The organism is Azoarcus sp. PA01 (assembly GCA_001274695.2).
In the GTDB taxonomy this organism is placed as follows: domain Bacteria; phylum Pseudomonadota; class Gammaproteobacteria; order Burkholderiales; family Rhodocyclaceae; genus Aromatoleum.
In genome coordinates this window covers 357749-384076 of sequence record LARU01000002.1, presented here as the reverse complement: position 1 = coordinate 384076, position 26328 = coordinate 357749, and the positions used below count along the sequence as shown (strand labels likewise).

Annotated in this window: 24 protein-coding genes, 1 tRNA gene and 1 pseudogene; 18 read left to right on the top strand and 8 right to left on the bottom strand. The window is 66.9% G+C overall.

Features of this window, described 5'->3' with window-relative positions; all coding sequences use genetic code 11:
* Window positions 1-62 precede the first annotated feature (62 nt).
* Together PA01_02775 and PA01_02770 are read left to right on the top strand one after the other, a co-directional pair.
* Window positions 63-746 carry a phosphatase PAP2 family protein gene (locus tag PA01_02775; protein KON80702.1) on the top strand — a complete coding sequence of 228 codons (684 nt, stop codon included), beginning with the start codon at window positions 63-65 and terminating at the stop codon, window positions 744-746.
* Window positions 743-1108 carry a diacylglycerol kinase gene (locus PA01_02770; GenBank protein KON80701.1) on the top strand — a complete coding sequence of 122 codons (366 nt, stop codon included), beginning with the start codon at window positions 743-745 and terminating at the stop codon, window positions 1106-1108. The genes PA01_02775 and PA01_02770 overlap by 4 nt, the downstream gene beginning before the upstream one ends.
* 220 nt (window positions 1109-1328) lie before the next feature.
* Here PA01_02770 and PA01_02765 read toward each other — a convergent pair whose 3' ends face one another.
* The gene (locus PA01_02765) at window positions 1329-2777 is read right to left on the bottom strand and encodes a tryptophanase (GenBank protein KON80700.1); all 1449 of its coding nucleotides are present in this window, start codon (window positions 2775-2777) and stop codon (window positions 1329-1331) included.
* A 274-nt stretch (window positions 2778-3051) separates the two neighbouring features.
* Here PA01_02765 and PA01_02760 point away from each other — a divergent pair, with 274 nt between their 5' ends.
* Window positions 3052-3249, top strand: coding sequence for a hypothetical protein (locus PA01_02760; protein ID KON80699.1), 198 nt, complete (start codon window positions 3052-3054; stop codon window positions 3247-3249).
* A gap of 20 nt (window positions 3250-3269) precedes the next feature.
* Here the strand turns inward: PA01_02760 and PA01_18500 are convergent, their stop codons facing one another.
* From PA01_18500 to trmA, 5 genes are all read right to left on the bottom strand, one after another.
* A complete protein-coding gene (locus tag PA01_18500) occupies window positions 3270-3434 on the bottom strand; it encodes a hypothetical protein (GenBank protein KAI5913019.1) in 165 nt (54 codons plus the stop codon).
* Window positions 3422-3790: an alcohol dehydrogenase catalytic domain-containing protein gene (locus PA01_02755; GenBank protein ID KON80698.1), complete on the bottom strand. Its 369-nt coding sequence runs from the start codon at window positions 3788-3790 to the stop codon at window positions 3422-3424. Before PA01_02755 ends, PA01_18500 begins: the two co-directional genes overlap by 13 nt.
* A gap of 99 nt (window positions 3791-3889) precedes the next feature.
* On the bottom strand, window positions 3890-5104 hold the full coding sequence (locus PA01_02750; GenBank protein ID KON80697.1) for an aspartate/tyrosine/aromatic aminotransferase: 1215 nt from the start codon (window positions 5102-5104) through the stop codon (window positions 3890-3892).
* A 67-nt stretch (window positions 5105-5171) separates the two neighbouring features.
* The gene (locus tag PA01_02745) at window positions 5172-5990 is read right to left on the bottom strand and encodes a hypothetical protein (protein KAI5913018.1); all 819 of its coding nucleotides are present in this window, start codon (window positions 5988-5990) and stop codon (window positions 5172-5174) included.
* Between the two features lie 229 nt (window positions 5991-6219).
* Window positions 6220-7320, bottom strand: coding sequence for a tRNA (uridine(54)-C5)-methyltransferase TrmA (gene trmA, locus PA01_02740; GenBank protein ID KON80696.1), 1101 nt, complete (start codon window positions 7318-7320; stop codon window positions 6220-6222).
* A 165-nt stretch (window positions 7321-7485) separates the two neighbouring features.
* Here trmA and PA01_02735 point away from each other — a divergent pair, with 165 nt between their 5' ends.
* From PA01_02735 to PA01_02725, 3 genes are all read left to right on the top strand, one after another.
* Entirely contained in the window at window positions 7486-7989 is a 504-nt protein-coding gene (locus PA01_02735) for an inorganic diphosphatase (GenBank protein KON80695.1), read from the top strand.
* Window positions 7990-8136: 147 nt separating this feature from the next.
* Window positions 8137-9120 (top strand): diacylglycerol kinase, encoded by a 984-nt coding sequence (locus PA01_02730; protein KON82260.2) that lies wholly within the window; start codon window positions 8137-8139, stop codon window positions 9118-9120.
* Window positions 9120-9974 carry a metallophosphoesterase gene (locus PA01_02725; GenBank protein KAI5913017.1) on the top strand — a complete coding sequence of 285 codons (855 nt, stop codon included), beginning with the start codon at window positions 9120-9122 and terminating at the stop codon, window positions 9972-9974. The genes PA01_02730 and PA01_02725 overlap by 1 nt, the downstream gene beginning before the upstream one ends.
* A 32-nt stretch (window positions 9975-10006) precedes the next feature.
* Here the strand turns inward: PA01_02725 and PA01_02720 are convergent, their stop codons facing one another.
* On the bottom strand, window positions 10007-11002 hold the full coding sequence (locus PA01_02720) for a glucokinase (protein ID KON80694.1): 996 nt from the start codon (window positions 11000-11002) through the stop codon (window positions 10007-10009).
* A gap of 153 nt (window positions 11003-11155) precedes the next feature.
* Between PA01_02720 and PA01_02715 the strand changes: the two genes are divergently transcribed.
* From PA01_02715 to PA01_02670, 11 genes are all read left to right on the top strand, one after another.
* Complete coding sequence (locus PA01_02715; GenBank protein KON80693.1) at window positions 11156-12844, top strand: alpha-glucosidase; 1689 nt, start codon at window positions 11156-11158, stop codon at window positions 12842-12844.
* A gap of 118 nt (window positions 12845-12962) precedes the next feature.
* Window positions 12963-13850 carry a cache domain-containing protein gene (locus tag PA01_02710; GenBank protein ID KON82259.2) on the top strand — a complete coding sequence of 296 codons (888 nt, stop codon included), beginning with the start codon at window positions 12963-12965 and terminating at the stop codon, window positions 13848-13850.
* 210 nt (window positions 13851-14060) lie between these two features.
* Window positions 14061-14137: transfer RNA gene (locus PA01_02705), tRNA-Arg, on the top strand.
* Window positions 14138-14262: 125 nt separating this feature from the next.
* The gene (locus PA01_18495) at window positions 14263-16020 is read left to right on the top strand and encodes a hypothetical protein (protein KAI5913016.1); all 1758 of its coding nucleotides are present in this window, start codon (window positions 14263-14265) and stop codon (window positions 16018-16020) included.
* Window positions 15996-17162 carry a DUF4040 domain-containing protein gene (locus PA01_18490; protein KAI5913015.1) on the top strand — a complete coding sequence of 389 codons (1167 nt, stop codon included), beginning with the start codon at window positions 15996-15998 and terminating at the stop codon, window positions 17160-17162. Before PA01_18495 ends, PA01_18490 begins: the two co-directional genes overlap by 25 nt.
* Window positions 17162-17509, top strand: a complete 348-nt coding sequence (locus PA01_02695) for a Na+/H+ antiporter subunit C (GenBank protein KON80692.1) — start codon at window positions 17162-17164, stop codon at window positions 17507-17509. Before PA01_18490 ends, PA01_02695 begins: the two co-directional genes overlap by 1 nt.
* Window positions 17510-17573: 64 nt before the next feature.
* A complete protein-coding gene (locus tag PA01_02690; protein KON80691.1) occupies window positions 17574-19196 on the top strand; it encodes a monovalent cation/H+ antiporter subunit D in 1623 nt (540 codons plus the stop codon).
* Between the two features lie 8 nt (window positions 19197-19204).
* Entirely contained in the window at window positions 19205-19675 is a 471-nt protein-coding gene (locus PA01_02685; protein KON80690.2) for a Na+/H+ antiporter subunit E, read from the top strand.
* The gene (locus PA01_02680; GenBank protein ID KON80689.1) at window positions 19672-19953 is read left to right on the top strand and encodes a K+/H+ antiporter subunit F; all 282 of its coding nucleotides are present in this window, start codon (window positions 19672-19674) and stop codon (window positions 19951-19953) included. Before PA01_02685 ends, PA01_02680 begins: the two co-directional genes overlap by 4 nt.
* Window positions 19954-19958: 5 nt before the next feature.
* Complete coding sequence (mnhG, locus tag PA01_02675; protein KON82258.1) at window positions 19959-20261, top strand: monovalent cation/H(+) antiporter subunit G; 303 nt, start codon at window positions 19959-19961, stop codon at window positions 20259-20261.
* Between the two features lie 93 nt (window positions 20262-20354).
* On the top strand, window positions 20355-20918 hold the full coding sequence (locus tag PA01_02670; protein KON80688.1) for a DUF2889 domain-containing protein: 564 nt from the start codon (window positions 20355-20357) through the stop codon (window positions 20916-20918).
* Between the two features lie 17 nt (window positions 20919-20935).
* On the opposite strand, the pseudogene putA reads toward PA01_02670, so the two are convergent.
* Window positions 20936-24612: pseudogene (putA, locus tag PA01_02665) on the bottom strand (trifunctional transcriptional regulator/proline dehydrogenase/L-glutamate gamma-semialdehyde dehydrogenase).
* Window positions 24613-25008: 396 nt separating this feature from the next.
* Between putA and PA01_02660 the strand changes: the two are divergent.
* Window positions 25009-26274: a cardiolipin synthase B gene (locus tag PA01_02660; GenBank protein ID KON80687.1), complete on the top strand. Its 1266-nt coding sequence runs from the start codon at window positions 25009-25011 to the stop codon at window positions 26272-26274.
* The last annotated feature ends 54 nt before the right edge of the window (window positions 26275-26328 follow it).

Below are 26328 nucleotides of genomic sequence, written 5' to 3'. Positions count from 1 at the left end.
AGCGCAAATCGAGAACGCGCCGAACCGCCAGGAACGGCAGGGAGTTCGTCGGAGGCAGCATCGTGCGTTTTCTTCGGAACTGGCTGGAGCCGCGGATACTCGGCATAGTCGCTGCCGTGGCCTCTGCGCTGTGGATCTTCATCGAGGTCGCGGAAGACGTTGTCGAAGGTGAGACGCATGCGCTCGACAACGCGATCCTGATGGCGTTGCGGTCGCCCGGCGACGCGGAGGCCCCGTTGGGTCCGCCGTGGATCGAGGCGGCCGCGAGGGATATCACGGCGCTGGGCAGCTTCACCGTGCTGGGGCTGGTGGTTGCGGCGGTGACGGTCTTTCTCCTCCTGGCCAGGCGGCACCGCACGGCGATGTTCGTGCTGCTCGGTACCAGCAGCGGGATGCTGGCTTCGATGTTGCTGAAAGGGGCTTTCTCCCGCCCTCGTCCGGATATTTTTCCGCACGGCGACTTCGTCATCTCGGCAAGCTTTCCGAGCGGGCATGCGATGCTCTCGGCGGTCGTGTATCTGACGCTCGGAGCCTTGCTGGCGCGGCTGGTGCCGCGGCGCCGGCTCAGGCTCTATGTAATGTCGATCGCGCTGGCGCTGACCGTGATCGTCGGCCTGAGCCGGATCTATCTGGGCGTTCATTGGCCGACCGACGTTCTCGCCGGGTGGGCAGCGGGGGCCGCGTGGGCCCTGGGATGGTGGGGGGCGGCGGAGTTCGTGAAAATCCGCAACGGAGAGCGCGCATGAAAGGCCGGTGCTTGCGCGCACGCCTCGGTTTTGCACTGCACGGCCTGCAGTTGGCGATCAGTCGCGAGAAGAGCTTTCGCGCGCACGTCCTGGCGGGCGGGGCGGTGCTGTGCGTGTTGCTGGTGGCGCGTCCGCCGCTCGTCTGGTGGACGGTGCTCGCGCTGACGGCCGGTTTCGTCATGGTGACCGAACTCGTCAATACCGCGCTCGAGACGCTGGCCGATCACCTTCATCCCGAACGGCATCCGGAGATCGGCGCATGCAAGGACATCGCCGCAGGCGCAGTGCTCGTGGCCGCGGCGACCGCGCTCGTCGTCGGGATGGTTTTCGCCGCGCAGTGGTTCCGCGGCTGGTCCGATTAACCCGGCAACCCGATCCCGTTCGGGCTGGGCCGTTCAGCGTCGCGCAGGACAGACCTGTCGAAGCCTTCGCAGCGCCCTTCGACAAGTTCAGGGCGAACGCTTGGATTTGATCGCCGCCTTGATAGGCTGAATCGGCCGGCCGAGCGGCGACGTTCGGCGGGCGGGGCAGATTCGGCCACCGCCACCTTTTTCGCACGGCCGCCGGTTGGCGCGCGCAGTCCTACAGGCTGTCGCCGAAATCCTCGCGGAATTTCTCGAACAGCTTTTGCTGCCAGTCCGAAACGGGCTTCAGCCGGCCATAGAAGAAACGCAGGATTTCAGGTTCTTCGGTGAACGTGAGGCCGCCGATGAGGTGGCGGTTTTCGTACACCCACGAGATCCGGTCGATCGCGTATTTGACCTGCGAGAGCGTGAATACCCGGCGCGGCAACGCCAGCCGGACCAGTTCCATGTTGGCGAAGACTTCGTTGCCATCGGGGTCGCGCTGCTCGGAGAGCGTGCCGCGCTCCATGCCGCGAATGCCGCTGGCGATATACAGCGCCGAGGCGAGCGCGCCGGCAGGATATTGCGCCTGCGGAACGTGCTCGAGGAACTGCATGACGTTGATGTGGCAGCCGAGGCCGCCGGCCGGCGTGATGACCGGGACGCCGCGTTTCTGCAGCTCGTCGACCATGAAGCTGATGAACTGCGGCCCCTGGTTGATCACGTCCTCGTCCATCGTCTCGTCGAGGCCGACCGTCAGCGCTTCCATCTCGCGCACGGACATGCCGCCGTACGTGAGGAAGCCTTCGTACAGCGGCACCAACCCGCGCATCCTGCGGTACAGCTCCTCGGTCCTGATGCAGATGCCGCCGCCACGTGCGCAGCCGAGCTTGCGAGCCGAGAAGTAGATGACGTCGCACAGGTCCGCCATTTTGCGCGTGATCTCGCGAATGCTCAGATCCTTGCAGCTTTCCTCGCGGTTCTTGATGAAGTGCAGGTTGTCGGCGAGCAGGCTCGCGTCGAGCACGAGCAGGACGTCGTGCTTGTCGCACACGCGGCGGACGTCGGCGAGGTTCTCGAGCGAGAACGGCTGGCCGCCGATGAGGTTCGTGCCCGCTTCCATGCGCACGAACGCGATCTTGTTGCGGCCGTGCTCTTCGATGATCGCCGACAGCTTGGCGATGTCCATGTTGCCCTTGAACGGATGCACGCTGACGACTTCGAGGCCGGCATCCGAGATCAGCTCTTCGACGACGCCGCCGTTCAGCGTGATGTGCGCCTTCGTGGTCGTGAAGTGGTAGTTCATCGGCACGATGGATCCCGGCGAGACGAGCACCTGCGACAGGATGTTCTCGCACGCGCGCCCCTGGTGGGCGGGCAGGAAATAGGGCAGGCCGAAGATTTCCTGCAGCTTGTTTTCGAGCCGGGTGTAGGTCGCGCTGCCGGCGTAGCTGTCGTCCGCGATCAGCATTGCGGCCTGTTGTTGGTCGCTCATGGCATTGACACCGCTGTCGGTGAGCATGTCCATGAAGACGTCCTTGTTCTGGAGCAGGAACGTGTTGTTGCCTGCTTCGGTGATCGCCTTGAGCCGGTGTTCCACCGGCGGAAGGTTCAGCTTCTGTACGATGCGTACCTTGTGCATTTCCAGCGGAACCTGTTCTCCGCTGAAAAACTTCACCTGTGCCATGTTGTTGCCTCCGGATGCTGTCGAATTTCGGGGTGAAGCAATCGATTCTCGAGGGAAGAATTGCCGGCGGCGATTATCCCCTGCCTGTTACGCTGGAACAAACGTGGGACGATCTTTGCCGTTTCGTCACTTCATGGGAACGCCAGAAGAGACGGTATGAAACCTGTACGGCCGAGCGCGGGCGGGGCGGTTGTGGCATAGTCGGTGTGCGAACTCGCTCGCGGGCCCGTGTCCACCGTGTTTCAATCGGCTCGGCCGAACCAAAGGGAATCTCTTGGCAAAACCAAATTACCAGTTCGAAAAGCGCCAGCGGGATCTGGCGAAGAAAAGCCGGCAGGAAGAAAAACGCCGGCAGAAACTCGCTGCCAAGAGCGGCGCTCGCGATGTTCCGGCCGACGGAGCGCCTGCGGCTGACGACGCCGGCGCGCCGCATCCGTTCTCGAACGGCGAAAAAGAGTCCGGCAACACGTAACTTCACCATCGCGGCGGGAATCAGGCGGGCACGAGGACGGCTGCGCCCTGTATCTGCCCGCGCCGCAGCGCGAGCAGCGCGTCGTTCGCGCGTTCGAGCGGAAAGCGCTCGATATGGGTATGGATCGGCGCTGCGGCGGCGATCTCGAGGAAACGCCGGCCGTCTTCCCGCGTCAGGTTCGCCACCGAGCGGATGCCGCGTTCGCCCCACAGCAGCGGGCGTCATCGCAGAGATTTTCGCGGCCTTCGGCGCAGTATCCGCAATGGCCGCAGGTCGGGCCGAGCCACGGTACGCCGACGCGCTGGCCGGGCGCGAAACCGCTCGCCCCGGTGCCCAGCGCGACGACCCGCCCGACGATCTCGTGGCCGGGGATGATCGGCAGCCGCGGCTCGGGGAGTTCGCCGTCGACGAGATGCAGGTCGGTGCGGCAGACCCCGCACGCTTCGACCCGCAGCAGAATTTCCCCGGCGCCGGGCTGCGGCACCGGAAGCTCGGCCAGCCGCAAAGGCGTGCCAGGAGCGTCGAGAACCATCGCGCGCATGTCGGATTCCTCCCGGGACAGGTTGATCGGCCCGACTGGAATCATAGCGCGCGGCGCGACGACGAGCGCCGTCGCGTCCGCAAGCGGTGCGCGAAAGGGTCAGGCAGCGGCAGTATCGGGCTCGCGCAGCACCGCCGCCATCGCCCCCGCGACGTAATCGACGTTGCCGCGATTGAGGCCGGCGACGCACATGCGACCGGACTGCACGACGTACACGGCAAACTCCTCGCGCAGGCGATCGACCTGCGCGGGCGTCAGTCCGGTGTAGCTGAACATGCCGCGCTGCTTGACGAAGTAGCTGAAATCCCGCCCCGGCAACCTGCTGCTCAGCACTTCGTAGAGCTTCTGGCGCATCGCCTTGATGCGTTCGCGCATTTCACGCACTTCGCCGACCCATTCCTCGTGCAGTCCGGCATCGTTCATGACCGCGGCAGCAACCCGGCCCCCGTGCACCGGCGGGCTCGAGTAGTTGCGGCGCACGGTGAATTTCAGCTGGCCAAGCACGCGTTCGGCTTCGTCGGCATCCTTGCACACGACCGACAGGCCGCCGCAGCGCTCGCCGTAGAACGACAGGTTCTTCGAGAACGAGTTGCTGACGAAGAAACTCACGCCGGCATCGGCCATCGCGCGGATCGCGTACGCGTCATCGTCGAGGTTGTCGCCGAAGCCCTGGTAGGCGATGTCGAGGAACGGGATCAGCCGGCGCGACGCCGCCACCGCGATCACTTCCTGCCACTGTGCTTTGGACAGGTCGACCCCGGTCGGGTTATGGCAGCACGGATGCAGCAGCACGATGCTCTGCGCGGGCAGCGACTGCAGCGTCGCGAGCATCTCGTCAAAACGCACGCCGCCGCTCGCGGCGTCGTAGTACGGGTAGTCGTGCACTTCGATGCCGGCGCCCTCGAAGATCGAACGATGGTTGTCCCAGGTCGGATTGCTGACCCACACTTCGCTCGCCGGAAAATAGCGCTTCAGGAGATCGGCGCCGACTTTCAATGCACCCGAGCCGCCGATGGTCTGGATCGTCGCGATGCGTCCGGCGCGCAACGCCGCGCTGTCCGCGCCGAACAGGAGTTTCTGCACGGCGGCGCGATAGTCGCTTGCCCCTTCCATCGGCAGGTAGGGGCGCGGGCCGGGATTTGCAGCCAGCGCCGCTTCGGCCTTCTCGACCGAACCGAGCAGCGGGATGCGGCCGTCTTCGTCGTAGTACAGCCCGATGCCGAGGTTCACTTTCTGCGGGCGCGGGTCGCGGTGGAAAGTTTCGACGAGGGAGAGGATGGGGTCGCCGGGATAGGCGTCGACGTGCTCGAACATGGGAAAGCAAATCCTTTGCAGTGGTGGGTGGGACGCAGGGCTTATCGTGACAGGTGCCGCGCGCAAGTCAAACGAGCCCGCGTGCGCGCAGTTCGTCCTTGAGGTAGGCGTAGAAGATCGGCGCCGCGACGACGCCCGGCAGGCCGAAAGCGGCCTCCATCACGAGCATCGCCAGCAGCAGCTCCCACGCCTTGGCGCGGATCTCGCCGCCGACGATCCGGGCATTGAGGAAATATTCCGCCTTGTGCACGCTGACCAGGAACGCCAGCGAACCGAGCGCGACCTGCGGCGAATGGGCGAAGCTGACGACGATGATGACGGTGTTCGAGATCAGGTTGCCGAGGATCGGCAGCAGGCCGGCGATGAACGTCACCGCGATCATCGTCTTGACCAACGGCAGTTGGACGCCGAGCAGCGGCAGCACGGCCACCAGGTACAGCGCGGTGAAGATCGCATTGATCGCCGAGATCTTCACCTGCGCGAAGACGATGCGGCGGAACGCGTCGGCGAGCCGCCCGGCCCGCTCGCTCAGCGCGCGGGCGAGCGGCGCGTATTCCTGGCCGGCCTGCAGCTCGTGCAGCGACACCATCGCGCCGATGATCAGGCCGACGACGATGTGGGCCATGACGATGCCCGCGTCCTTGCCGACCCCTCCGACTTCGATCGCATGTTCGCGCAGCCAGCGCGATATCGCTTCCTTGATCGGATCGACGCCGTTCGGAAAGTGGTCGACCACCCACGGCGGCACCGATTCGCGCAGCCCTTCGATGATCGCCGCCATGCGGGTGAGCAGGTTCGCGAGATCGCCCGCGTCGCTGCGGAAAAAAGCGACCGCGCCGAGGACCATCGCCACCACCAGGATCGTGGCCACTCCGACGACCAGCACCAGCGCAGCCGGTTTGCCGCGCCGCCCGAGAGCTGCTTCGGCAGGCGCGGGGCGAGCAGATGGACCAGCTCGTGAACCAGCAGCCCGGTCAGCAGCGCCGGCAACAGGTCCAGGCGCAGCACCAGGAAAAGAGAGGCTGCCGCAAGGGCACAGGCGGCCATCAGCGCGTAGCGTTCGGTCACGATCGGGATCGTTCCCTATTGCCGGATCGTGCCGCCTGCGGCCCGCTTCATCCGCCGCCTGCGCGCCGCGTCAACAGCAATCCGCACTCCAGGTGGCGGGTGTACGGAAACTGGTCGAACACCGCGGCGGCCGTGATGCGGTGCGTCGCCTGCAGCGCGGCGACGTTTTCCTGCAGCGTCTGCGGGTTGCAGGAGATGTACAGGATGCGGTCGAAACCGCGCGCGAGTTCGATCGTCGCTGCGTCCAGTCCGCTGCGCGGCGGATCGACGAACAGCGTCGAGAACCGGTAGCGGTCGAGGTCTACGCCCTTCATGCGCCGGAATTCGCGCGTGCGGGCGAGCGCAGCGCTGATCTCGTCGCTCGACATGCGCACCATCGCGACATTGCCGATGTCGTTCGCAGCGAGGTTGTAGTGCGCAGCCTCGACCGACGTCTTGCTGACTTCGGTGGCGAGCACCCGCTCGAACAACGGCGCCAGCGCGACAGTGAAGTTGCCGTTGCCGCAATACAACTCCAGCAGGTCGCCGCCGGAGCCGCGCGCCTGTTCGCAGGCCCAGCTGAGCATCTGCCGGTTTACGCCGCCGTTGGGCTGCGTGAAGCTGCCTTCGATCTGCTTGTACTGCAGCGGGCGGCCGTCGAGGGCGAACCGTTCCAGCAGCCAGTCGCGGTCCAGCACGATCTTCTGCTTGCGGCTGCGCCCGATCAGCTGAACGCCGAGCTCGGCCGCCAGTTCGCGTGCTGCCGCTTCCCAGCTTGCGTCGAGCGGACGGTGATAAACCAGGCTGATCATCAGTTCGCCGCTGAGCGTGGCGAGAAACTCGACCTGGAACAGGCGGCGTTTCAGGATTTCGCTCGCCTGCAGCCGTTCGCGCAGCCGCGGCATCGCCGCGCAGATCGGCGCGGCGGCGATGTCGAAGTGCTCGATCGCAATCGGCTGCTTTGGCTCGGCAGGGTCGAACATTGCATAATCGACGCGCTCGCCGTCGTGCCACATGCGGAACTCGGCACGCAGCCGGTAGTGCAGCGGCGCGGAGGGGAAGATCGCCGGGTCGGGGACGGCGAAAGGGGCGAAAGCGTGTTTGAACTGCGTCACTTTGTCCGCGAGCTGCGACGCGTACTCGGCGGGAACGATGGCGGGTAAGGGCATGAAATCCGTGGGTATTGCCGAAGGTATTACGGTGTCTATCGGGGCCGTTTCCGGCAAAGCGCGTGAAACCGGGAAAAGCCGCGACGTGCGGCGCTCCGGTCCGCCGGCCGAGGACGAAATATACCTTGTCCGTGCCGTCACGTCGGAACGGCGTAGGCTTGCGCAATGAACGACGCAACTTCGAGTCCGTCTTTACTCGATCGGGAGCCGCCCGAGTTCGAAGTCCTGATCGAGATCCCGAAAGGAAGCTTCGTAAAACGCGGCTCGACTGGTCACGTCGATTTCATCTCGCCGCTGCCGTGCCCGTTCAATTACGGCTCGGTGCCGGCCTATATCGGTTACGAAGGCGATCTGCTCGACGCGCTCGTGCTCGGGCCGCGCCTGCCGCTCGGCAGCCGGGTCGTGACGAGAGCTTGGGGCGCGGTGATCCTGAGGGACCGCGGCATGACCGACGACAAGCTGGTGTGCGCCGCGCATCGCCCGAGTTCGGCCGAGTGCCGCGCGGTGCTGCGTTTCTTTCATCTTTACGCGCGGTGCAAGGGGCTGCTGAACCTGTGGCGTGGCCGGCCGGGGCGCAACGCTTGCGAAGGTTGGTGCGACGCCGCCGAAGCGATGGCTCGCGCGCGACCGAGAGACGCGACGTGGAGCGGACCGGTAATCGGGTTCTGATCGGAGCGGAGGGCAGCGAATGCTACCGGGACGGCCGCCTCATTCGTCACTCGCCGCGTCCGGAGCTCTTTCCGGAACTGCCGGCGCAGCGCGTCGTCATTACGTCGAACCGAACTGCCCGACCATCGGGTTGCACTGGAGAAAACGTTGAGTCGCGAGACCCTGTCCCTTCACCCGCTGCCTCCGGCGCCGCAGCCGGCTGCCGATCTGCGGCAGCTGCCGATCACCGTCGTGATGAACGCCGGCTCCGGCCGCGAGGACAAGTCAGACTCCCGCGCGGCGATCGAAAAAGTGCTGCGAGCGAGCGGTCGCGACGTCGAGCTGCTGGTCGCGAAGCGACCGCGCGAACTGGCGGCGCTCGTTCGCGCGGCGGCCGACCGGCGCCCGGGCATCCTCGCGGCGGCCGGCGGCGACGGCACGCTGAACGCGGTCGCTTCGGTCGCGTACCAGCGCAGCCTGCCGTTCGCAGTGATCCCGCTCGGAACTTTCAACTACTTCGCGCGAGAACTCGGCATTCCGCTCGATCCGGCCGCCGCGGCGCAAGTGGTCGTGGACGGGTCGATCCGCCGGGTCGCGGTCGGCGAAGTCAATGGCAGGCTGTTCCTCAACAACGCGAGCATCGGTCTGTACCGGCGCCTGCTCGAATGGCGGGAAGTGCACAAGCGGCGCTTCGGGCGCAACCGCTTCGTCGCGTTCGTCTCCGGGCTCGTCACGCTGATGCGCGAGCACCGTCCGTACCGTCTCGCGCTGCAGATCGACGGCCAACCGCTGACCTTGTCGACGCTGACGGTGTTCTTCGGCCGCAACGCGTTGCAGATGGAGCAGCTCGGCCTCGACGAGGCGGTGTGCGTCGCGCGCGGCGAACTGGCGGTGCTCGCGCTGCGCGAGGTCGGCCGACACGACCTGCTCGCGCTGGTGCTGCGCGGCGCCTTGGCCCGCCTCGAGACCGCGGAAAACCTGCGCCAGTATTGTGCGCTGACGGTGCAGATCGAGCGGCTCGACGAGCGCACGCGGCATATCCGCGTCGCGCTCGACGGCGAACTGATCGACTGCGAGCTGCCGCTCGTCGTGAGATCGGTGCCGGAAGCGTTGCAGGTTCTCGTGCCGGCAGTGCCCGAGGTGCGCGCGTGATGCGGCTGGCCCATATTTCAGACCCGCATTTCGGCACCGAGGACGCGCCGGTGCGCGATGCGCTGCGTGAGGACCTGCTGCGCGAAGCGCCGGACCTCGTCGTGCTGACCGGCGACATCACGCAGCGCGCCCGGCAGGCGCAGTTCCGCGCTGCACGAGCCTTCCTCGACAGCCTGGCGCCGCTTCCGGTGCTGGCGCTGCCCGGCAATCATGATCTGCCGCTGTTCGATCTCTTCACGCGCTTCACCCAGCCTTACCGCTTCTACCGGCGCCATATTTGCGCGTCGCTTTCCCCGCTGTGGCGGGGACGCCGCGTCGCCGTCGTCGGCGTCAATTCGACACGCATGCTGCGACACAAGCATGGCGAACTGCCGGCGCCGCTCGTCGAGGAAGTTGCGCGCCAGCTTGCGGCCCTCGGCGAGGCTTTCAAGGTCGTCGCGCTGCACCACCCGCTCGAGATCATCGAGCCTTCGGACCGGCGCAACCGCGTGCGCGGGGCCGACGCGGCGCTCGCCGCGTGGATCGCGGCAGGCGCCGACCTGTTTCTCGGCGGTCACATCCATTTGCCGTACTGTGTGACGACCGGAGACGGCTCACGCGATGCTCTGGTGCTGCAGGCCGGCACGTCGATGTCGACGCGGCGGCGCAACGGCCGGCCGAATTCATACAATCTGGTGCGTTTCGCGCCGATCGAGCGGCAGGATGCCGAGGTCGGTCGGCGGCGCATCGAAATCGAGGAACGGGACCACGACGCGCGCATCGGGCGCTTCATGGTCGCGACGTGTCGCGAAGCGGTGTGCACCGGCTCGGGCTGGAGCCTGCGGTCGCAGGGCGCCGTACCGCTGCCGGCTTGATGAGGACGGCTCGTCGGGGCGATTTTCCGCCGTCAGGTGCTCCTTTCGCCGGCGAGCGCGTTGTCGAGCGCCGTCGCGGCGCCGAGCAGCGCCGGGTATTCGGCGAGGATGACGTAGCAGGGGATGCGCGCGAGGTAGTCCGAGAACCGTCCTTTCTGTTCGAAGCGCGGACGGAAATCCGATCGATCGAAGAAGTCGCCGAGCTTCGGCACGATTCCTCCGCCGATATACACGCCGCCGAATGCGCCGAGCGTCAGCGCAAGGTCGCCGGCGACGGTACCGAGCATCGCGCAGAAGACTTGCAGCGCCTCGGCGCACCACGGGCAGCTCGCGGCGATCGCCCGGGCGCTGATCTCGTCCGCTTCGAGGGCCAGCGGCGGGGCGCCCGCGAGCTGCCGGATCGCGTCGTGCAGGGCGACGAGCCCCGGTCCCGATAACGCGCGCTCGGCCGACACGTGGCCGAAGCGAGCGGCGAGCACTGCGAGGAGCGCCGCTTCGCGTGGCGTGGACGCCGCCAGCGTGACGTGGCCGCCTTCGCCTTCGAGCGGCGCGTATCCGTTGCCGCAGCGCACCAGTCCCGACACGCCGAGGCCCGTACCCGGTCCGATTAGCGCGACCGGCCGCCCGGCGCGCTCGTGGCCGCCGCCGATCTGACGCCGTTCACCGGCCTGCAGGCCGGGCAGCGACAGCGCGAGCGCGGTGAAGTCGTTGAGGACCACGAGCCGCGCGAGTCCGAGGTCCAGGCGCAGCTGCTCGATCGAAAACGACCAGTCGTGATTCGTCATCTGCACCCGATCGCCTTCAATCGGATTGGCGATGCCGAACGCGGCCACACGCGGCGCGGCAAGCCCCTGTTCCAGCAGCAGGTAAGCCTGGACGGCGTCCAGGAGTCCGGGGTGATCGTCGCAACACAGCGTGCGAAAGCGCGTCGGCGGGCTGCCCGGCGAATCGATGACGGCGAAGCGGGCGTGCGTGCCGCCGATGTCGCCGATCAGCCGGGGGTAGGTGTCGGAACAGCCAGTGGGCATCGGGACGATCGAAGCGGATGGACAGAAACGGGAGAGTGCCCGCCGCGCGCAAAAGTGTCCACCGTGCCTGCTCCGGCCGCCACGCAGTTCGCCGCGAGACGGGCCGGAACTGCGACAATCGATGATTCGACTGAACAGCGAGGAGAGGCACGGATGAGGACGGCAGGCGACGACGCGGCGGGCAGGGCATGGTGGAAGGAAGCCGTCGTGTATCAGATCTATCCGCGCAGCTTCATGGATTCGAACGGCGACGGGATCGGCGACCTGAACGGCATCACTGCGCGGCTCGACTACGTGAAGTCGCTCGGCGTCGACGTGATCTGGCTCTGCCCGGTGTTCGGTTCGCCGAACGACGACAACGGGTACGACATCAGCGATTACCAGGCGATCATGGACGACTTCGGCACGATGGCGGATTTCGACCGCCTGCTCGCCGAAGTCCACCGCCGTGGCATGCGGCTGATCCTCGATCTCGTCGCGAACCACACCAGCGACCTGCACCCGTGGTTTCTCGAATCGCGCGCATCGCTGAACAACCCCAAGCGCGACTGGTACCTGTGGCGCGACGGCAAGGACGGGCGCGAGCCGAACAACTGGGAGAGCATTTTCAAAGGCTCGGCATGGAAACACGACGCCGCGACCGGTCAGTATTTCCTGCACCTGTTCTCCGAGCGCCAGCCGGACCTGAACTGGGACAACCCGGAAGTGCGGACCGCGATCTACGAAATGGTGCGCTGGTGGCTCGACAAAGGCGTCGACGGCTTCCGGCTCGATGCCGTCAGCCACAAGAAAAAGGAGCCGGGCCTGCCCGACATGCCCAATCCGCACGGCCTCGATTACGTGCCGTCGTTCGAGAAGCACATGAACGTCGATGGCGTGCTCGACTACCTCGACGAGTTGTGCCGCCACACGTTCGATCACTACGACGTGATGACCGTCGGCGAAGCCAACGGCGTGTCGCCGCAGCAGGCCAGAGCCTGGGTCGGCGAGGAGCACCGGCGACTCAACATGATTTTCCAGTTCGAGCATTCCGCGCTGTGGAAGAAGGCGCCGCGCAACGGACTCGACCTTCCGGCGCTGAAAGCGGTGCTGACGAAATGGCAGAAGAGCCTCGAAGGCATCGGCTGGAATGCGCTGTTCCTCGAAAACCACGACCTGCCACGGGTCGTATCGCGCTGGGGCGATACCGGCCGCTACTGGCGCGAGAGCGCGACCGCGCTGGCGACGATGTATTTCCTGATGCAGGGCACGCCGTTCATCTACCAGGGGCAGGAGCTCGGCATGACGAACAGCCGCTTTGCGGCGCTCGACGATTTCAACGACGTCCTGACGAAGAACCGCTTCGCGTTGATGAAGCGCGAAGGACTCGGCGAGCGTGACATCATCGACCTGTTGTCGATCGTCTCGCGCGACAACGCCCGCACGCCCATGCCGTGGAACGGGTCGGCGAACGCCGGGTTCAGCACCGGCACCCCGTGGCTGCGGGTCAATCCGAACTTCAACGAGATCAACGCCGAGTTGCAGGAGCCCGACCCCGCGTCGGTGCTGAACCATTACCGTTGCCTGATCGCGCTACGCAAACGCGAGCCAGGGCTCGTCTATGGCCACTACGAGCTGCTGATGGAGGACGATGCGCAGATCTACGCCTACAGCCGCACGCAGGGTGCGCGGCGCTACCTGATCATCACGAACCTGACGCGCGACGAAGCTCGATACCACGAGCCTGGCCTGCTGCTGGAGGGCAGCGGGTTGCTGCTCGCGAACCATCCGGTCGAGTCGCATCCCCCGACTGACAGGCTGCTGCTCCGGCCGTATGAAGCGCGCGTTTACCGCCTTGGCTGACCGGACCAGCTGCCGCTATGCACGGCGCCGGAGATCGCGTAACAGGCATGTCTCGACAATCATCGTCATATCCGATAATTTTTGTGCATCCAATCATTACTGAAACTAATTCCATTCCATGAAAACCACTCTTCGCATCGCCTCCCTGTGCCTGTGCAGCTTCGCGTTTCCGGCGGCCCACGCGGCAGCCACCGCATCCGCCGCAACCGCTCCGACCGCACAGGCCGACCTCGTCCAGCGCGCCGACGAGAACCGCAGCCGCCGCCTGCTCGAGAAGGCCGTCGCCCACTATCGCGACAAGGGCGAAGCCGCGCTGGCCGATTTCAATCAGTCGCCGGCGTTCAGCGACAAGGAGCTTTACGTCTATGTAATGACCCTCGACGGCGAAATGCTCGCGAGCGGCGGGCCATCCGTCGCGCTGGTCGGACGCAACGTCGCGACGATGAAGGATGTAACGGGCAAGGAGTTTTTCCGCGACATGCTCGACACCGCGGCGAAAACGGGCCACGGCCGTATCGAGTACCGCTGGCTCAACCGCGTCGATAACCGCGTCGAACCGAAAGTCACGCTGTTCGAGCGGGTGAACGACCGCATCATCGCGGTGGGGTACTACACGCCGCGCGCCACTGCCGAGCAGGCGAAAGGCCTGCTCGAGCGTGCCGTCACCGCGCTGAACGAAAAGGGCGACGCCGCGCTGAACGCTTTCAATGCGATCGACGGCGGTTTTATCCAGGATGATCTCTACGTCTTCGTCATCGATATCCCGACCCGGCGCTTCGTAGCCCACGGGGGTTCTCCGGCGATGGTCGGCACCGACGGCAGCGCGTTGCGCGACCCGAAAGGCAAGGCCGTCGTCACCGACATGCTGAACATCGTCGGGCGCAAGGGCGAAGGGGAACTCGATTACGCGTGGCGCAATCCGCTGACCGAAAAGCTCGAGTCGAAACACAGCTTTTTCCGCAAGGTCGGCGACAAGATCGTCGGCGTGGGCTATTACACGCGGTGAACCCGGCCGCCAGCAAAAATGCTTGCGCGGCGCGGCGGGCGTGTCCATAATGCCGGCCTGCGGCGTCTCGCGGTAGCTCGCAAGAGCGGGAAAACTTCACCAAATCGATGATTCGACAGGATTTTCGATGAAATTACGGTGATTCCGAAAAAATACCGTGAGGTGGTTGACGCGGCAGCGAGACCTGTTAGAATCTCGCTTCTTCACAAAGCGCCCGTAGCTCATCTGGATAGAGTACTTGGCTACGAACCAAGGGGTAGGGAGTTCGAATCTCTCCGGGCGCGCCACGGATTCAAGCAAAAAGGCCAGTCGAAAGACTGGCCTTTTTGCTTGAATGTTTCCGCGATAACGCCTTTTAGCGTTACGGCATGGTTCGCAGGGATCCGTCATTACGGGTTAGCATTGGAGCAAAATGACTTTGCTCCTGATCATCCTGCTGCCGTTCGCCGGCAGCCTGTGCGCCGCCTTCCTCCCGTCGAACGCCCGAAATGCCGAAGCATGGCTCGCCGGGTTGGTTGCGCTCGCGGCGACCCTCCTGACGGCGAGCCTGTATCCGCAGGTCGTCGACGGCGGCGTCGTCCGCGCGTCGCTGCCGTGGGCGCCGGAACTCGGGCTGAACTTCTCGCTGCGGCTCGACGGTTTCGCGTGGCTGTTCGCGATGCTGGTCGTCGCGATGGGGACGCTCGTCGTCGTGTATGCGCGCTATTACATGTCGCCGGCCGACCCGGTGCCGCGGTTCTTCGCCTTCTTTCTCGCGTTCATGGGTGCGATGCTCGGCGTGGTGCTGTCGGGCAACCTGATCCAGATGACGATGTTCTGGGAGCTGACGAGCCTCGCCTCGTTCATGCTCATCGCGTACTGGCATCACCGCGTGGACGCGCGTCGGGGAGCGCGCATGGCGCTCACCGTCACGGCAGCGGGCGGACTTTCGCTGCTCGGCGGCGTGCTCCTGCTCGGCCACATGGCCGGAAGCTACGACCTGGACGTCGTGCTCGCCTCGGCTGCGGTGCTGCGGTCGCATCCCTGGTATCCGGCAGTGCTCGCGCTGATCGCGTTCGGTGCGCTGACAAAAAGCGCGCAGTTCCCGTTCCATTTCTGGCTGCCGCACGCGATGGCGGCGCCGACGCCGGTTTCGGCCTATCTGCACTCGGCGACGATGGTCAAGGCCGGAGTGTTCCTGCTGGCGCGGCTGTGGCCGGTGTTGTCCGGGACCGACGCGTGGTTCTGGATCATTGGCGGCGCCGGCTTGTGCTCGCTGGCGATCGGCGCGTACCTGGCGATGTTCCAGGAAGACATGAAAGGCGTGCTCGCGTATTCGACGATCAGCCATCTCGGCCTCATCACGCTGCTCCTCGGGATGAACACGCAACTGGCGCTGGTCGCTGCGGTGTTCCACATCGTCAATCATGCGGCTTTCAAGGCGACGCTGTTCATGGCCGCCGGCATCGTCGACCACGAGACCGGCACGCGCAACCTGAAGCGCCTGTCCGGTCTTTACCGTGCGATGCCGCTCACCGCGACGCTCGCGTTCGTCGCCGCTGCGTCGATGGCCGGCGTGCCGCTGCTCAACGGGTTTCTGTCGAAGGAGATGTTCTTCTCCGAAACCGTTTTCCTGCAGCGCCCCGACGTGCAGCGGATCGGGCTGCCGCTCGCGGCGACGGTCGCGGGGATGTTCAGCGTCGCCTATTCGCTGCGCTTCATCGCCGAAGTATTCCTCGGGCCGAAAGCGACCGACCTGCCGCGCGCGCCGCACGAACCGACGCGCTGGATGCTGCTGCCGAGCGCGCTGCTGGTGCTGATGTGCCTGCTGGTCGGAGTTTTTCCGGCGCACACCGTCGGCCCGTTCCTGAAGACGGCGACGACGGCGATTCTCGGCGCCGATGCGCCCGCCTACAGTCTCGCGGTGTGGCACGGGTTCAACTTGCCGGTGCTGATGAGCTTCGCCGCGCTCGCCGGGGGATCCTGCTGTACGCGCTGCTGTGGCGCTATCCGGCGGTCCGTGCGCCGCTGCTCGGCCGCTTCGACGGCAAGCGGGCGTTCGATCTGGCACAGACCGCGATCATGTCGGGTGCCGAGCGTGCGCTGCGTGCGCTGTCCTCGCGCCGCCTGCAAACGCAACTGCTACTGGTGGTCGCGGTGGCGGTCGTGGGCGCGCTTTATCCGGCGCTGACCGCAGGCTGGTCGTGGGGCACGCGCCCGATTCTTCCTCCTCATCCGGCCTTCGTGCTGATGTGGGTCATCGGCGCGGCGTGCGCGGTCACCGCCGCCTGGCAAGCCAAGCATCACCGCTTCGCGGCGCTGATCCTGTCCGGGGGCGCGGGGCTGGCGACGAGCCTGACCTTCGTCTGGTTCTCGGCGCCCGATCTCGCGCTCACGCAACTCACCGTCGAGGTCGTCACTGCGGTGCTGATCCTGCTCGGGCTGCGCTGGCTGCCGCGGCGTGACGAGCGCTTCCGCCTGGGCGAACGCGTGCCGATGACCACGCGCGTGCGCCGCGGCCGCGACACCCTCATCGCCACCGTGGCGGGACTCGGGCTCGCCGGTCTCGCCTATGCCATCCTGACTCGTCCTCCGACCGACGGCATCTCGCCGTTCTTCGTCGAACGGGCGTTGTCGGAGGGCGGCGGCCTGAACGTTGTTAACGTCATCCTCGTCGACTTCCGGGGGTTCGACACCTTCGGCGAAATCACCGTGCTCGGGATCGTCGCGCTGACGGTGTATGCGCTCCTGCGCCGCTTCCGCCCGGCGCCCGAGAGCGTCGCGCTGCCACGCCAGCAAAGCGAGCAGGACGGAGCGGACGGCGGCAGTGAAGAGCGGCTGCCCGATCCTGCCGCGCCCTTGCCGGACGGTTACCTGATGCTGCCGGCGGTGATCGTGCGACTGCTCCTGCCGCTGGCGACGCTGGTGTCGCTGTTCTTCCTGCTCCGTGGGCACAATGCGCCGGGCGGCGGCTTCGTCGGCGGGCTCGTGCTCGCGACCGCGGTGATCCTGCAGTACATCGTCGGCGGCACGGTGTGGGTGGAGTCGCGGCTGCGCATCCATCCCCAATACTGGATCGCGACCGGGCTGCTCGCGGCGGGAACGGCCGGAGCCGGGGCGTGGCTTGCGACCGAGCCGTTCCTGTCGAACTTGTCCTGGCACGGCGAGCTGCCGCTGCTCGGTGAAATCCATCTGTCGACGGTGCTGCTGTTCGATCTCGGGGTCTACATGCTCGTCGTCGGAGCGACGGTGCTGATGCTCGTCGCGCTCGCGCACCAGTCGCTGCGCAGCCACCACCGCAAGGCGATGCTCGATCGCGGAGGATTCGTCTGATGGAAATCATCCTCGCACTGGCGATCGGGATCATGGGCGGCTCAGGCGTGTACCTGCTGCTGCGCCCCCGCACCTTCCAGGTCATCATCGGCCTGTCGCTGCTGGCGTACGCGGTGAACCTGTTCATTTTCAGCATGGGGCGGCTCAATCTCGGCCGTGCGCCGGTGATCGTGCCGTCCCACGGCAGCAACCCCGCGTTTTACGCCGATCCGCTGCCGCAGGCGCTGGTGCTGACGGCGATCGTCATCGGTTTCGCGACGACCGCGCTGTTCCTCGTCGTGCTGCTCGCATCGCGCGGACTGACGGGCACCGACCACGTCGACGGGCGGGAGCCGGAGCAGGAATGACGAAGCGGATGCGTTCTGTCGCGGTACCTCGCCCGGTCGACGGCCCCTTCTGTGGAGCCCTGGCATGAGCGGCTGGCTGCAGCATCTGCCGATTCTGCCGGTCGTGCTGCCGCTGTTCGCGGGAGCGGCGATGCTGCTGTTCGGCGAAACCCGGCGGCGGGCGCGCACGATTCTCGCGCTGACCTCGACGATCGCGCAGCTGGTCGTCGCGCTCACGCTGCTGGGAATGAGCGGCGAACTAATCAGTGCGCCATGGGCGAGCGACGTCGGCGTTTATGCGCTCGGCGATTGGGCTGCGCCGTTCGGCATCGTGCTGGTCGTCGACCGCCTGTCGGCGATCATGCTCACGCTGGGCGCGACGCTGGGACTCGCGACGCTCGTGTATTCGCTCGCGCGGTGGGAGCGCGCCGGCGCGCATTTCCTGCCGCTTTCGCAGTTCCTGCTGATGGGGATCAGCGGCGCCTTCCTGACCGGCGATCTCTTCAACCTGTTCGTCTTTTTCGAAGTGCTGCTCGCCGCGTCGTACGGGCTCGTCCTGCACGGCTCGGGCGCGACACGGGTCAGGGCGGGACTGCATTACATCGTCGTCAATCTCGTTGCGTCGCTGCTTTTCCTGATTGCGGCGGCCCTCATTTACGGCGTCACCGGCACGCTCAACATGGCCGAACTGGCGTTGCGCATCCCGCTCCTCATCGGGGACGAACGAGCGCTCGTCGACGCGGCCGCGGCGCTGCTCGGCGTCGTGTTCCTCGTCAAGGCGGGCGCCTGGCCCCTCAACTTCTGGCTGGTTCCGGCCTACGGTGCGGCAGCTGCGCCCGTGGCGGGCGTGTTCGCGATCCTGACGAAAGTCGGCATCTATGCGCTGGTGCGCTTCGAAACGCTGCTCGGCGACGCTGCGCCGGCCCCGTTCGGCGGCGAATGGATGTTCTACAGCGGCCTCGCGACGATCGCGACGGGAACGCTCGGAATGCTCGCCGCGCAGCAGCTGGATCGCCTCGCCGGCTGCACGGTGATCGTCTCGTCGGGAACGCTGCTGACGGCGTTCGGTTTCGACGGCTACGCGCTGACGGGGCCGGGCCTGTTCTATCTTGTCAGCTCGGTGCTCGCGAGCGCCGCGTTCTTCATGGTCATAGAAATGGCCGAACGCGGCCGGGCGATCGCGGCCGACCTCCTCGCGGTCAGCTTCGAAGCTTTCGGGCTCCAGGATCCCCAGGACCCCAGGCAAATCGAGAGCGTCGTCGGCTTTCCGATCCCGGCCGCAATGGCTTTCCTCGGCCTGGCGTTCATCCTGTGTGCGGTGCTGGTGACCGGGCTGCCGCCGCTGTCGGGGTTCGTCGGGAAGTTCACGCTGCTGGTCGCGGCGATCGCATTCGAGCCGGGGCCCGGCTCCAACGCCCCGCACCCCGGGCTGTTCATCGCCGCGCTGCTGCTCTCCGGCTTCGCCGGCGTGGTCGCGTTGTCGCGCATCGGGACGCGCATCTTCTGGAGCACCGAGCGCAGCGTGCCGCGGCTGCAATGGACCGAAGCCGTCCCCGTCACCGCGCTGCTGCTGCTGTGCGTCGCGCTCGCCGGCGGTGCGGGGCCGGCGATGACGTATTTCAACACGACCGCGCAATACCTCGAGGGCCGCGGCTACGTCGAGGCGGTGCTGCCGGGGATGACGGTGACGGAAGGCTTCGCGCGATGAGACGCAGGGTGCCAGTCCTGCCGGTCTTCCTCCTGGTGATGTGGCTGGCCCTCAACGGCAGCTTCGCGCCGGGGCAGATCGCGCTCGGCGTGGTGTTCGCCGGCCTGATCACGCTCGCGGTCGCCGCGCTGCGCCCGGTATCCGCGTGGCCGCGGCGCTTCGACGTCGCGGTTCGTCTGTTCTTCGTCGTCCTCGTCGATGTCATCCGCTCCAACATCGCGGTCGGCCGCGTCATCCTCGGCGCGTCGAGGCGGCAGCCGTACGTCGGTTTCGTCAAGATTCCGCTCGAACTGCGCGCTCCGCACGGACTTGCCGTGCTGGCGATGATCGTCACCGCGTGCCCCGGCTCGGTCTGGGCCGGGCACGACCGCGAGAGCGGGGTGTTGACGCTGCATATCCTCGACCTGCACGACGAAGCGGAGTGGATCCGAACGGTCAAGCAGCGCTACGAACGGCCGCTGATGGAGATCTTCGAATGAGCAATGTCCTTCCGTGGGCGGTGTACTTCGCCCTGATGTGCGTTTCGGTCGCGATGGGGTGCGCCGCGCTCCGCCTGCTGCGTGGCCCGCAGGCGCAGGACCGGGTGCTCGCCCTCGACACGCTGTACATCAGCGGCATGCTCGTCGTGCTCACGCTGGGAGTCGGCTTCGGCTCGGGGATCTATTTCGACATCGCGCTGCTGATCGCGCTGTTCGGCTTCGTCGGCGCCACCGCGATGGCCAAGTTCCTGCTGCGCGGCGAGGTCATCGAGCCGTGAACGCGATGAACGTGCCGTTGTGGGCCGCGCTCCCTGCCGCCGCGCTGCTCGTCGTCGGCGGTCTGTTGACGCTCGTCGGTTCGCTCGGACTGCTGCGGCTGCACGATTTTCACGCCCGCATCCACGCCCCGACGATGGGAAGCACGCTCGGCGCGGGCTGCATCCTGCTCGCCTCGATCCTGGTTTCGTCGGCGCTCGCGCAGCGGCCGGTGGTGCATGAACTGCTGATCGCGGTGTTCGTCGTCCTGACTTCGCCGGTGACCGCGATGCTGCTGATGCGCGCTTCGCTCTACCGGCCGCGCGGTTGAACAGCCCCAGCTGTCGATCCTCGCCGGCGACCGTTATCATTGATTTTTGCTATTGCGGTGGCGAACACGGCCACCGCTTCGGAGGAAGCTGGAATGTTTGGGGAATGCGAGCGCGAACTCGTGCATACGCGGCAGATCACCTGTCGGGCCTATCGCCGCAAGGACGGCCTGTATGAAGTCGAAGCGACGGTCGCGGACGAGAAAACGCAGGAGATGATTTTCCGCTCGCGCGAGCCGATCCGTCCCGGCGAACTGATCCATCACATGTCGATCACGTTCCTGATCGACCAGGAGTTCACGATCCTCGATGTGGAAGCGCGGATGATGGCGGCGCCATGGCCGGCAGTGTGTCCGGATGCCGCTGCGGCTTATCGGCGCCTCATCGGGCTCCACATCGGGCCCGGGTTTGGCCGGCAGGTTCGTGAGCGCGTCGGCGGCACGGAAGGCTGCGCGCATCTGACCGACCTCATCACTCAGGTCGGCAACACCTACACGCAGGCTTCCTGGCCGGATCGCGTCGCGCGTCAGATCGCCATCGACCCCGACCCGCGGCGCTGGCCGGATTCTCGCGCCGTCGCGTTCGTCGGCGAATGCCTCGCCTGGCGGCGCGACGGGGAGACGCTGCGCGGCGAATATCCGGAACTCGCCGACGAGTGACGCCGGACTGACTGCTGTCAGGCGCCGAGCGCCATCAGGCTGGCATTGCCTCCAGCGGCAGCGGTGTTGATGCTGACGGTGCGCTCATGGACGAGCCGCGCCGGATCGTATTCGGGTCCGGGTTGCAGCAGCGGCACGATCGGGCCATCGCGTGCGGCGAGGCGCACGCGCCACGCGTCGGCCTCTGCCACAGTGCCGTCGAACAGCAGCGCGCCAAACGGAAGGCCTTCCCAGTCGCTGTCCAGCGTCACCGCTTTTCGCACTGGGCCCGGCAGCGCGTCGAACAGCGCGCGATGCGCGGCATCGTCCGCAAATACGATGCAGTTGCCGCTCGCGAGCGCGGCGACGAGCTGGTGCAGACGCCCGACGGTAGTCGCGGCGACGCCGGCGACGAGGCCGCGCGGGACGAAACGCAGGCTGTTGTCTTCGCCGGTCGGGGCGGGCAGGGCGAGCCGCAGGCCGGCGAGGCGCCTCGCGCGGCAAGCGGCGATCCGCTCGAGCAGGAAGGCGTGGCCGGCGGCGTCGATCAACACCCGTCCTGCGTCGTCGAGCCAGGCGACGAGGCAGCCGAACGCTTCGTCGTCCCGGAGCCGGTCGCGCCCCTGCAGCGCCGGCCCCGGGCTGCGGCGCAGCAGGCGATGCACATACAGCGGGCCCCGGCTTTCGGACCGGTGCCGGACAGCCCTTCGCCGCCAAAAGGCTGAACACCGACGACGGCGCCGATCATGTTGCGGTTGACGTAGAGGTTGCCGACGCGGGCGCGCGCGATCACGGCGTCGATCGTCTCGTCGATGCGCGAATGCACGCCCATCGTCAGGCCGTAGCCGGTCGCGTTGAGCGCGTCGATGAGGCGGTCGAGTTCGCCAGCGCGGTAGCGCAGCACGTGCAGGATCGGACCGAAGTGCTCGCCGCCGATGTCGCGGATGTCGCCGACCTCGATGATCGTCGGCGCGACGAAAGTGCCTCGGGTGCAGCGCTGCGGCAACGCGAGGCGAGTGATTTTCGCGCCGTGTGCGTACATTGCGGCGACGTGGCGCTCGAGCGCCGCCTGGGCGTCCGCGTCGATGACCGGGCCGATGTCGTTGCGCACGTCCGACGGGTCGCCGAGCCGCATTTCGTCGAGCGCGCCGCGCAGCATCGCGAGCACGGCGTCGGCGATGTCGTGCTGCAGGCACAGCACGCGCAGCGCCGAGCAGCGCTGGCCGGCGGAGTCGAACGCCGACGCGATCGCGTCGACGACCACCTGCTCGGCGAGCGCCGTCGAATCGACGATCATCGCGTTCTGCCCGCCGGTTTCGGCGATCAGCGGCACGTCGCCGCCGCGTTTTGCGAGCGCGCGATGGATCTGCGTCGCGACTTCGACCGAGCCGGTGAACAGCACGCCGCGCACGCGCGGGTCGGCGACCAGCGCTGCGCCGACGGTCTCGCCGCCGCCGGGCAGCAACTGCAGGACGGCTGCCGGCACGCCGGCTTCGCGGAACAGGGCCACTGCCGCGGCGGCGATCAGCGGCGTCGGTTCGGCCGGTTTGGCGAGCACCGGGTTGCCTGCGGCGAGCGCCGCCGCGATCTGTCCGGTGAAAATCGCCAGCGGGAAATTCCACGGGCTGATGCACAGCACCGGTCCGAGGGCGACATGGGTCGCGTTGTCGAAGTCGCGCACTTGGGCAGCGTAGTAGCGGCAGAAATCGACCGCCTCGCGCACTTCCCCAAGAGCATTGGCCCATGACTTGCCGGCTTCGCGCACCGCCAGCGCGACGAGCTCGTCGGTGTCGCGCTCGATCAGTTCGGCGGCGCGCTCGAGGCACGCGGCGCGCGCCGCCGCCGCCCGCATCGCCCACGCCGGGGCAGCCCCCGACGCCGCGGCGAGCGCCCGTTCGACGTCGGCCTCGTCGGCATGAACGACCATCCCGACGACGTCCGAGTGGTCCGCCGGATTGCGCACCGCGTGCATGTTGCCGCGCGACGCGGGCGACGCTGCACCGTTCGCGAGCAGCGGCCCGGCGCGGCGCACGACGCTGCAGCTGCGCTGCAATGCGGCACCGATACGGTCGCGGACCGGCTCGCTCGCAAGGTCGTGGCCCGCCGAATTGCGCCGCTCGCTGCCGTACAGGTCGGCCGGCAGCGGAATCCCCGGGTGAGGTGCGCCGGCGAGCGGTAGCGCCTCCTCGACCGGGTCGGCGACCAGTGCGTCGATGCTCACGTTTTCATCGACGATGCGATTGACGAAGCTCGAGTTCGCGCCGTTTTCGAGCAGGCGCCGCACGAGGTAGGCGAGCAGCGTCTCGTGGCTGCCGACCGGCGCGTAGATGCGCACTCTGCGCCGCGGGGGGGCGTCGCCGACGACCTGGTCGTAGAGCGGCTCGCCCATGCCGTGCAGGCACTGGAACTCGTAGTCGCCGGCTGCGTAGTCGTCGCCGGCAAGCTGGAACACCGCCGAGAGCGTGTGGGCGTTGTGCGTCGCGAACTGCGGATAGAGGACGTCGCGCGCCGCGAGCAGCTGTTTGGCGCACGCGAGGTAGGCGACATCGGTGTAGAGCTTGCGCGTGAACACGGGGTAACCGGCGAGGCCCTCGACCTGGGCGCGCTTGATTTCCGCGTCCCAGTACGCGCCCTTGACGAGCCGCACCATCAGGCGCCGGCCGCTGCGCCGCGCCAGTTCGATGAGCCAGTCGACGACCTGCGGAGCGCGCTTTTGGTACGCCTGCACGACGAAACCCAAACCTTGCCACCCGGCGAGCTCGTCGTCGAGCGCGAGCGCTTCGAGCAGGTCGAGCGACAGGTCCAGACGGTCGGCTTCCTCGGCGTCGATGTTCAGGCCGAGGTCGTAGTGCCTCGCCAGCACGCATAGCGATTTCAGCCGCCGCAGCAGCTCAATGATCACGCGCTCGCGCTGCGACCACACGTAGCGCGGATGCAGCGCCGACAGCTTGACCGAAATGCCGTCGCCGTCGACCACGCCACGGCCGGCCGACGCTTTGCCGATGGCGTGGATCGCCTGCTCGTAGCCCGCCAGGTAGCGCCGCGCGTCGGCCGCCGTCATCGCCGCCTCCCCGAGCATGTCGAACGAGTAGCGGTAGCCGCGCCGCCGCGCCGTGGCGCTGCGCTCGAGCGCTTCGGCGATGCTGCGGCCGGTGACGAACTGCTCGCCGAGCAGGCGCATCGCCAGGTCCATGCCGCGGCGGATCAGCGGTTCGCCGCCGCGCGCGAGCATCCGCGAGAGCGCGCTCGAAAGCCCGTGCGCGCTGCTCGTCGTCACGAGCCTTCCGGTTACGAGCAGCCCCCACGTCGCGGCGTTGACGAACAGCGACGGGCTGTGGCCGAGGTGCGCATGCCAGTCGCGGTGGGCGAGCTTGTCGCGGATCAGCCGGTCGGCAGTCGCGGAGTCCGGCACGCGCAGCAGCGCTTCGGCGAGGCACATCAGCGCGACGCCTTCCTGGCTCGACAGCGAAAACTCCTTCATCAGCGCGTCGACGCCGCTCGAGCGGGTGCGCGTCGCGCGCAGTCCTGCGACCAGCTCGCGCGCCTGCGTGGCGATGTGCGCCTGCATTTCCGCATCGAGCCGCGCGGCGCGGATCAACGCCGGCACGCACTCGGGTTCGGGCGTGCGCCACGCGGCATCGATGTGGCGGCGCAGTTCGGAGCGGGCGGTGGCGGGGAGCGCGGCGGTGGCGGGATCAGGGATTTCGGGCTTCATCGCGAGGAGGCCTCCTGAAAGCGCGATCGGGTGCTGCGGCCACCGCTCGCGTACACGCATCGGCCCGCCGGCCCGCGTCGGTGATCGGGCCGGGCGGACAGCGACGGGTGGACGGGATTCTTGCACGATTGGACGGCCTTACGCACCGCCCCTTCAATGCCGAACCCCGCCGCTGTGCGCCATGAGAGCGTTTTGACGACCGGCCGGTGCAGAAACAGGGTCGAGGCGCGTCGCAGCGGGCCGCACAGATCACTTCGGGTAAGCAGGGCTCCCCTCCTCATGCGCTTCTGTGTTTCAATTTCCCACGTCGCGGGCCGTACGCGAAGCTGCCGCGCCGGACTGCCTGCATCTCGCCGAAAGGGCTTTTCCATGCCACGCAAATGGATGTCTAAACGCATGCTCTGGACTGCCGCGATCACGGCGGTGGGCACCGGAGTCGTGGCGTTGGTAGGGATGAACTTCTCCACCCCGGAAAAAAAGCTCGAACAGGTGCTCGCGCACCGCTTCGCAGTCGCCACGCCGCAGTTCCGGCGCGAGATGTCGGTGCTGCTGGGACCGCCGATCATCGGAGGCAATCGCGTCACTGCGCTGCAGAATGGTGACGAGATATTCCCGGCGATGCTGCAGGCCATTCGTGGAGCCCGCGCTTCGATCACGTTCGAGACGTACATCTACTGGTCCGGCGAAATCGGCAGGGAGTTCTCCGACGCGCTCGCCGAGCGTGCGCAAGCCGGCATCCCGGTCAATGTCACGATCGACTGGGCCGGCAGCATCAAGATGGACGAGCGCCTGCTGCGGAAAATGGAGCAGGCCGGGGTGCGGGTGCATCGCTACCGGCCGTTGCACTGGTACTCGCTCGATCGGCTCAACAACCGCACGCACCGCAAGTTGCTGGTTGTCGACGGGCGCATCGGCTTCACCGGCGGGGTCGGCATCGCGGACCAGTGGCTCGGACACGCCCAGGATCCCGAGCACTGGCGCGATTCCCATTACCGCATCGAGGGTCCGGCCGTCGCGCAGATGCAGGCGGCGTTCAACGACAACTGGATCAAGACGACCGGCGAAGTGCTCAGCGGTCCGGCCTATTTCCCGGAGCTGTCCCCGGTCGGCGACGTCGCCGCGCACCTTTTCCTCGCGTCGCCGTCGGGCGGCAGCGAGAGCATGCACCTGATGTACATGATGGCGGTGAGCGCCGCTAAACAATCAATCGACCTCGCGGCGTCGTACTTCGTGCCGGACGAGCTGATCGTCAAGGCGCTGATTGCCGCGCGCGAACGCGGCGTGCGCGTCCGCGTCCTGCTGCCCGGCCCGTACATCGACTCGGACGCAGTGCGGTTCGCGTCGAAAGCCGGATGGGGTCCGCTGCTGCAGGCCGGCATCGAGATCCACGAATACCAGCCGACGATGCTGCATACGAAGCTGCTGGTGGTCGACCGCGAGGTGGTGTCGGTCGGGTCCACGAATTTCGACATCCGTTCGTTCCGCCTCAACGACGAGGCGAGTCTCAATCTCTACGACCCGCCGTTCGCCGAGAAAATGATCGCGGTCTTCGAGTCCGACCTCGCGCAGGCGCAGCGCTACACCTATGAAATGTGGCAGCAGCGGCCGATGAAGGACAAGCTGATCGAGAAATTCGTGCTGCCGCTGAAGTCGCAGCTGTGACGGGGCCGAGAGGCGACGAATCGAGCCAATGAAGCGGCCGCGAGCCTCGCAGTC

Bases quoted from the DNA above. Each gene is read 5' to 3' on its own strand.
- PA01_02770 (KON80701.1), top strand. From the start codon at position 743: ATGAAAGGCCGGTGCTTGCGCGCACGCCTCGGTTTTGCACTGCACGGC.
- PA01_02765 (KON80700.1), bottom strand. From the start codon at position 2,777: ATGGCACAGGTGAAGTTTTTCAGCGGAGAACAGGTTCCGCTGGAAATG.
- PA01_02755 (KON80698.1), bottom strand. From the start codon at position 3,790: ATGCGCGCGATGGTTCTCGACGCTCCTGGCACGCCTTTGCGGCTGGCC.
- PA01_02750 (KON80697.1), bottom strand. From the start codon at position 5,104: ATGTTCGAGCACGTCGACGCCTATCCCGGCGACCCCATCCTCTCCCTC.
- trmA (KON80696.1), bottom strand. From the start codon at position 7,320: ATGCCCTTACCCGCCATCGTTCCCGCCGAGTACGCGTCGCAGCTCGCG.
- PA01_02735 (KON80695.1), top strand. From the start codon at position 7,486: ATGAACGACGCAACTTCGAGTCCGTCTTTACTCGATCGGGAGCCGCCC.
- PA01_02725 (KAI5913017.1), top strand. From the start codon at position 9,120: ATGCGGCTGGCCCATATTTCAGACCCGCATTTCGGCACCGAGGACGCG.
- PA01_02720 (KON80694.1), bottom strand. From the start codon at position 11,002: ATGCCCACTGGCTGTTCCGACACCTACCCCCGGCTGATCGGCGACATC.
- PA01_02715 (KON80693.1), top strand. From the start codon at position 11,156: ATGAGGACGGCAGGCGACGACGCGGCGGGCAGGGCATGGTGGAAGGAA.
- PA01_02710 (KON82259.2), top strand. From the start codon at position 12,963: ATGAAAACCACTCTTCGCATCGCCTCCCTGTGCCTGTGCAGCTTCGCG.
- PA01_18495 (KAI5913016.1), top strand. From the start codon at position 14,263: ATGACTTTGCTCCTGATCATCCTGCTGCCGTTCGCCGGCAGCCTGTGC.
- PA01_02695 (KON80692.1), top strand. From the start codon at position 17,162: ATGGAAATCATCCTCGCACTGGCGATCGGGATCATGGGCGGCTCAGGC.
- PA01_02690 (KON80691.1), top strand. From the start codon at position 17,574: ATGAGCGGCTGGCTGCAGCATCTGCCGATTCTGCCGGTCGTGCTGCCG.
- PA01_02680 (KON80689.1), top strand. From the start codon at position 19,672: ATGAGCAATGTCCTTCCGTGGGCGGTGTACTTCGCCCTGATGTGCGTT.
- mnhG (KON82258.1), top strand. From the start codon at position 19,959: ATGAACGTGCCGTTGTGGGCCGCGCTCCCTGCCGCCGCGCTGCTCGTC.
- PA01_02670 (KON80688.1), top strand. From the start codon at position 20,355: ATGTTTGGGGAATGCGAGCGCGAACTCGTGCATACGCGGCAGATCACC.
- PA01_02660 (KON80687.1), top strand. From the start codon at position 25,009: ATGCTCTGGACTGCCGCGATCACGGCGGTGGGCACCGGAGTCGTGGCG.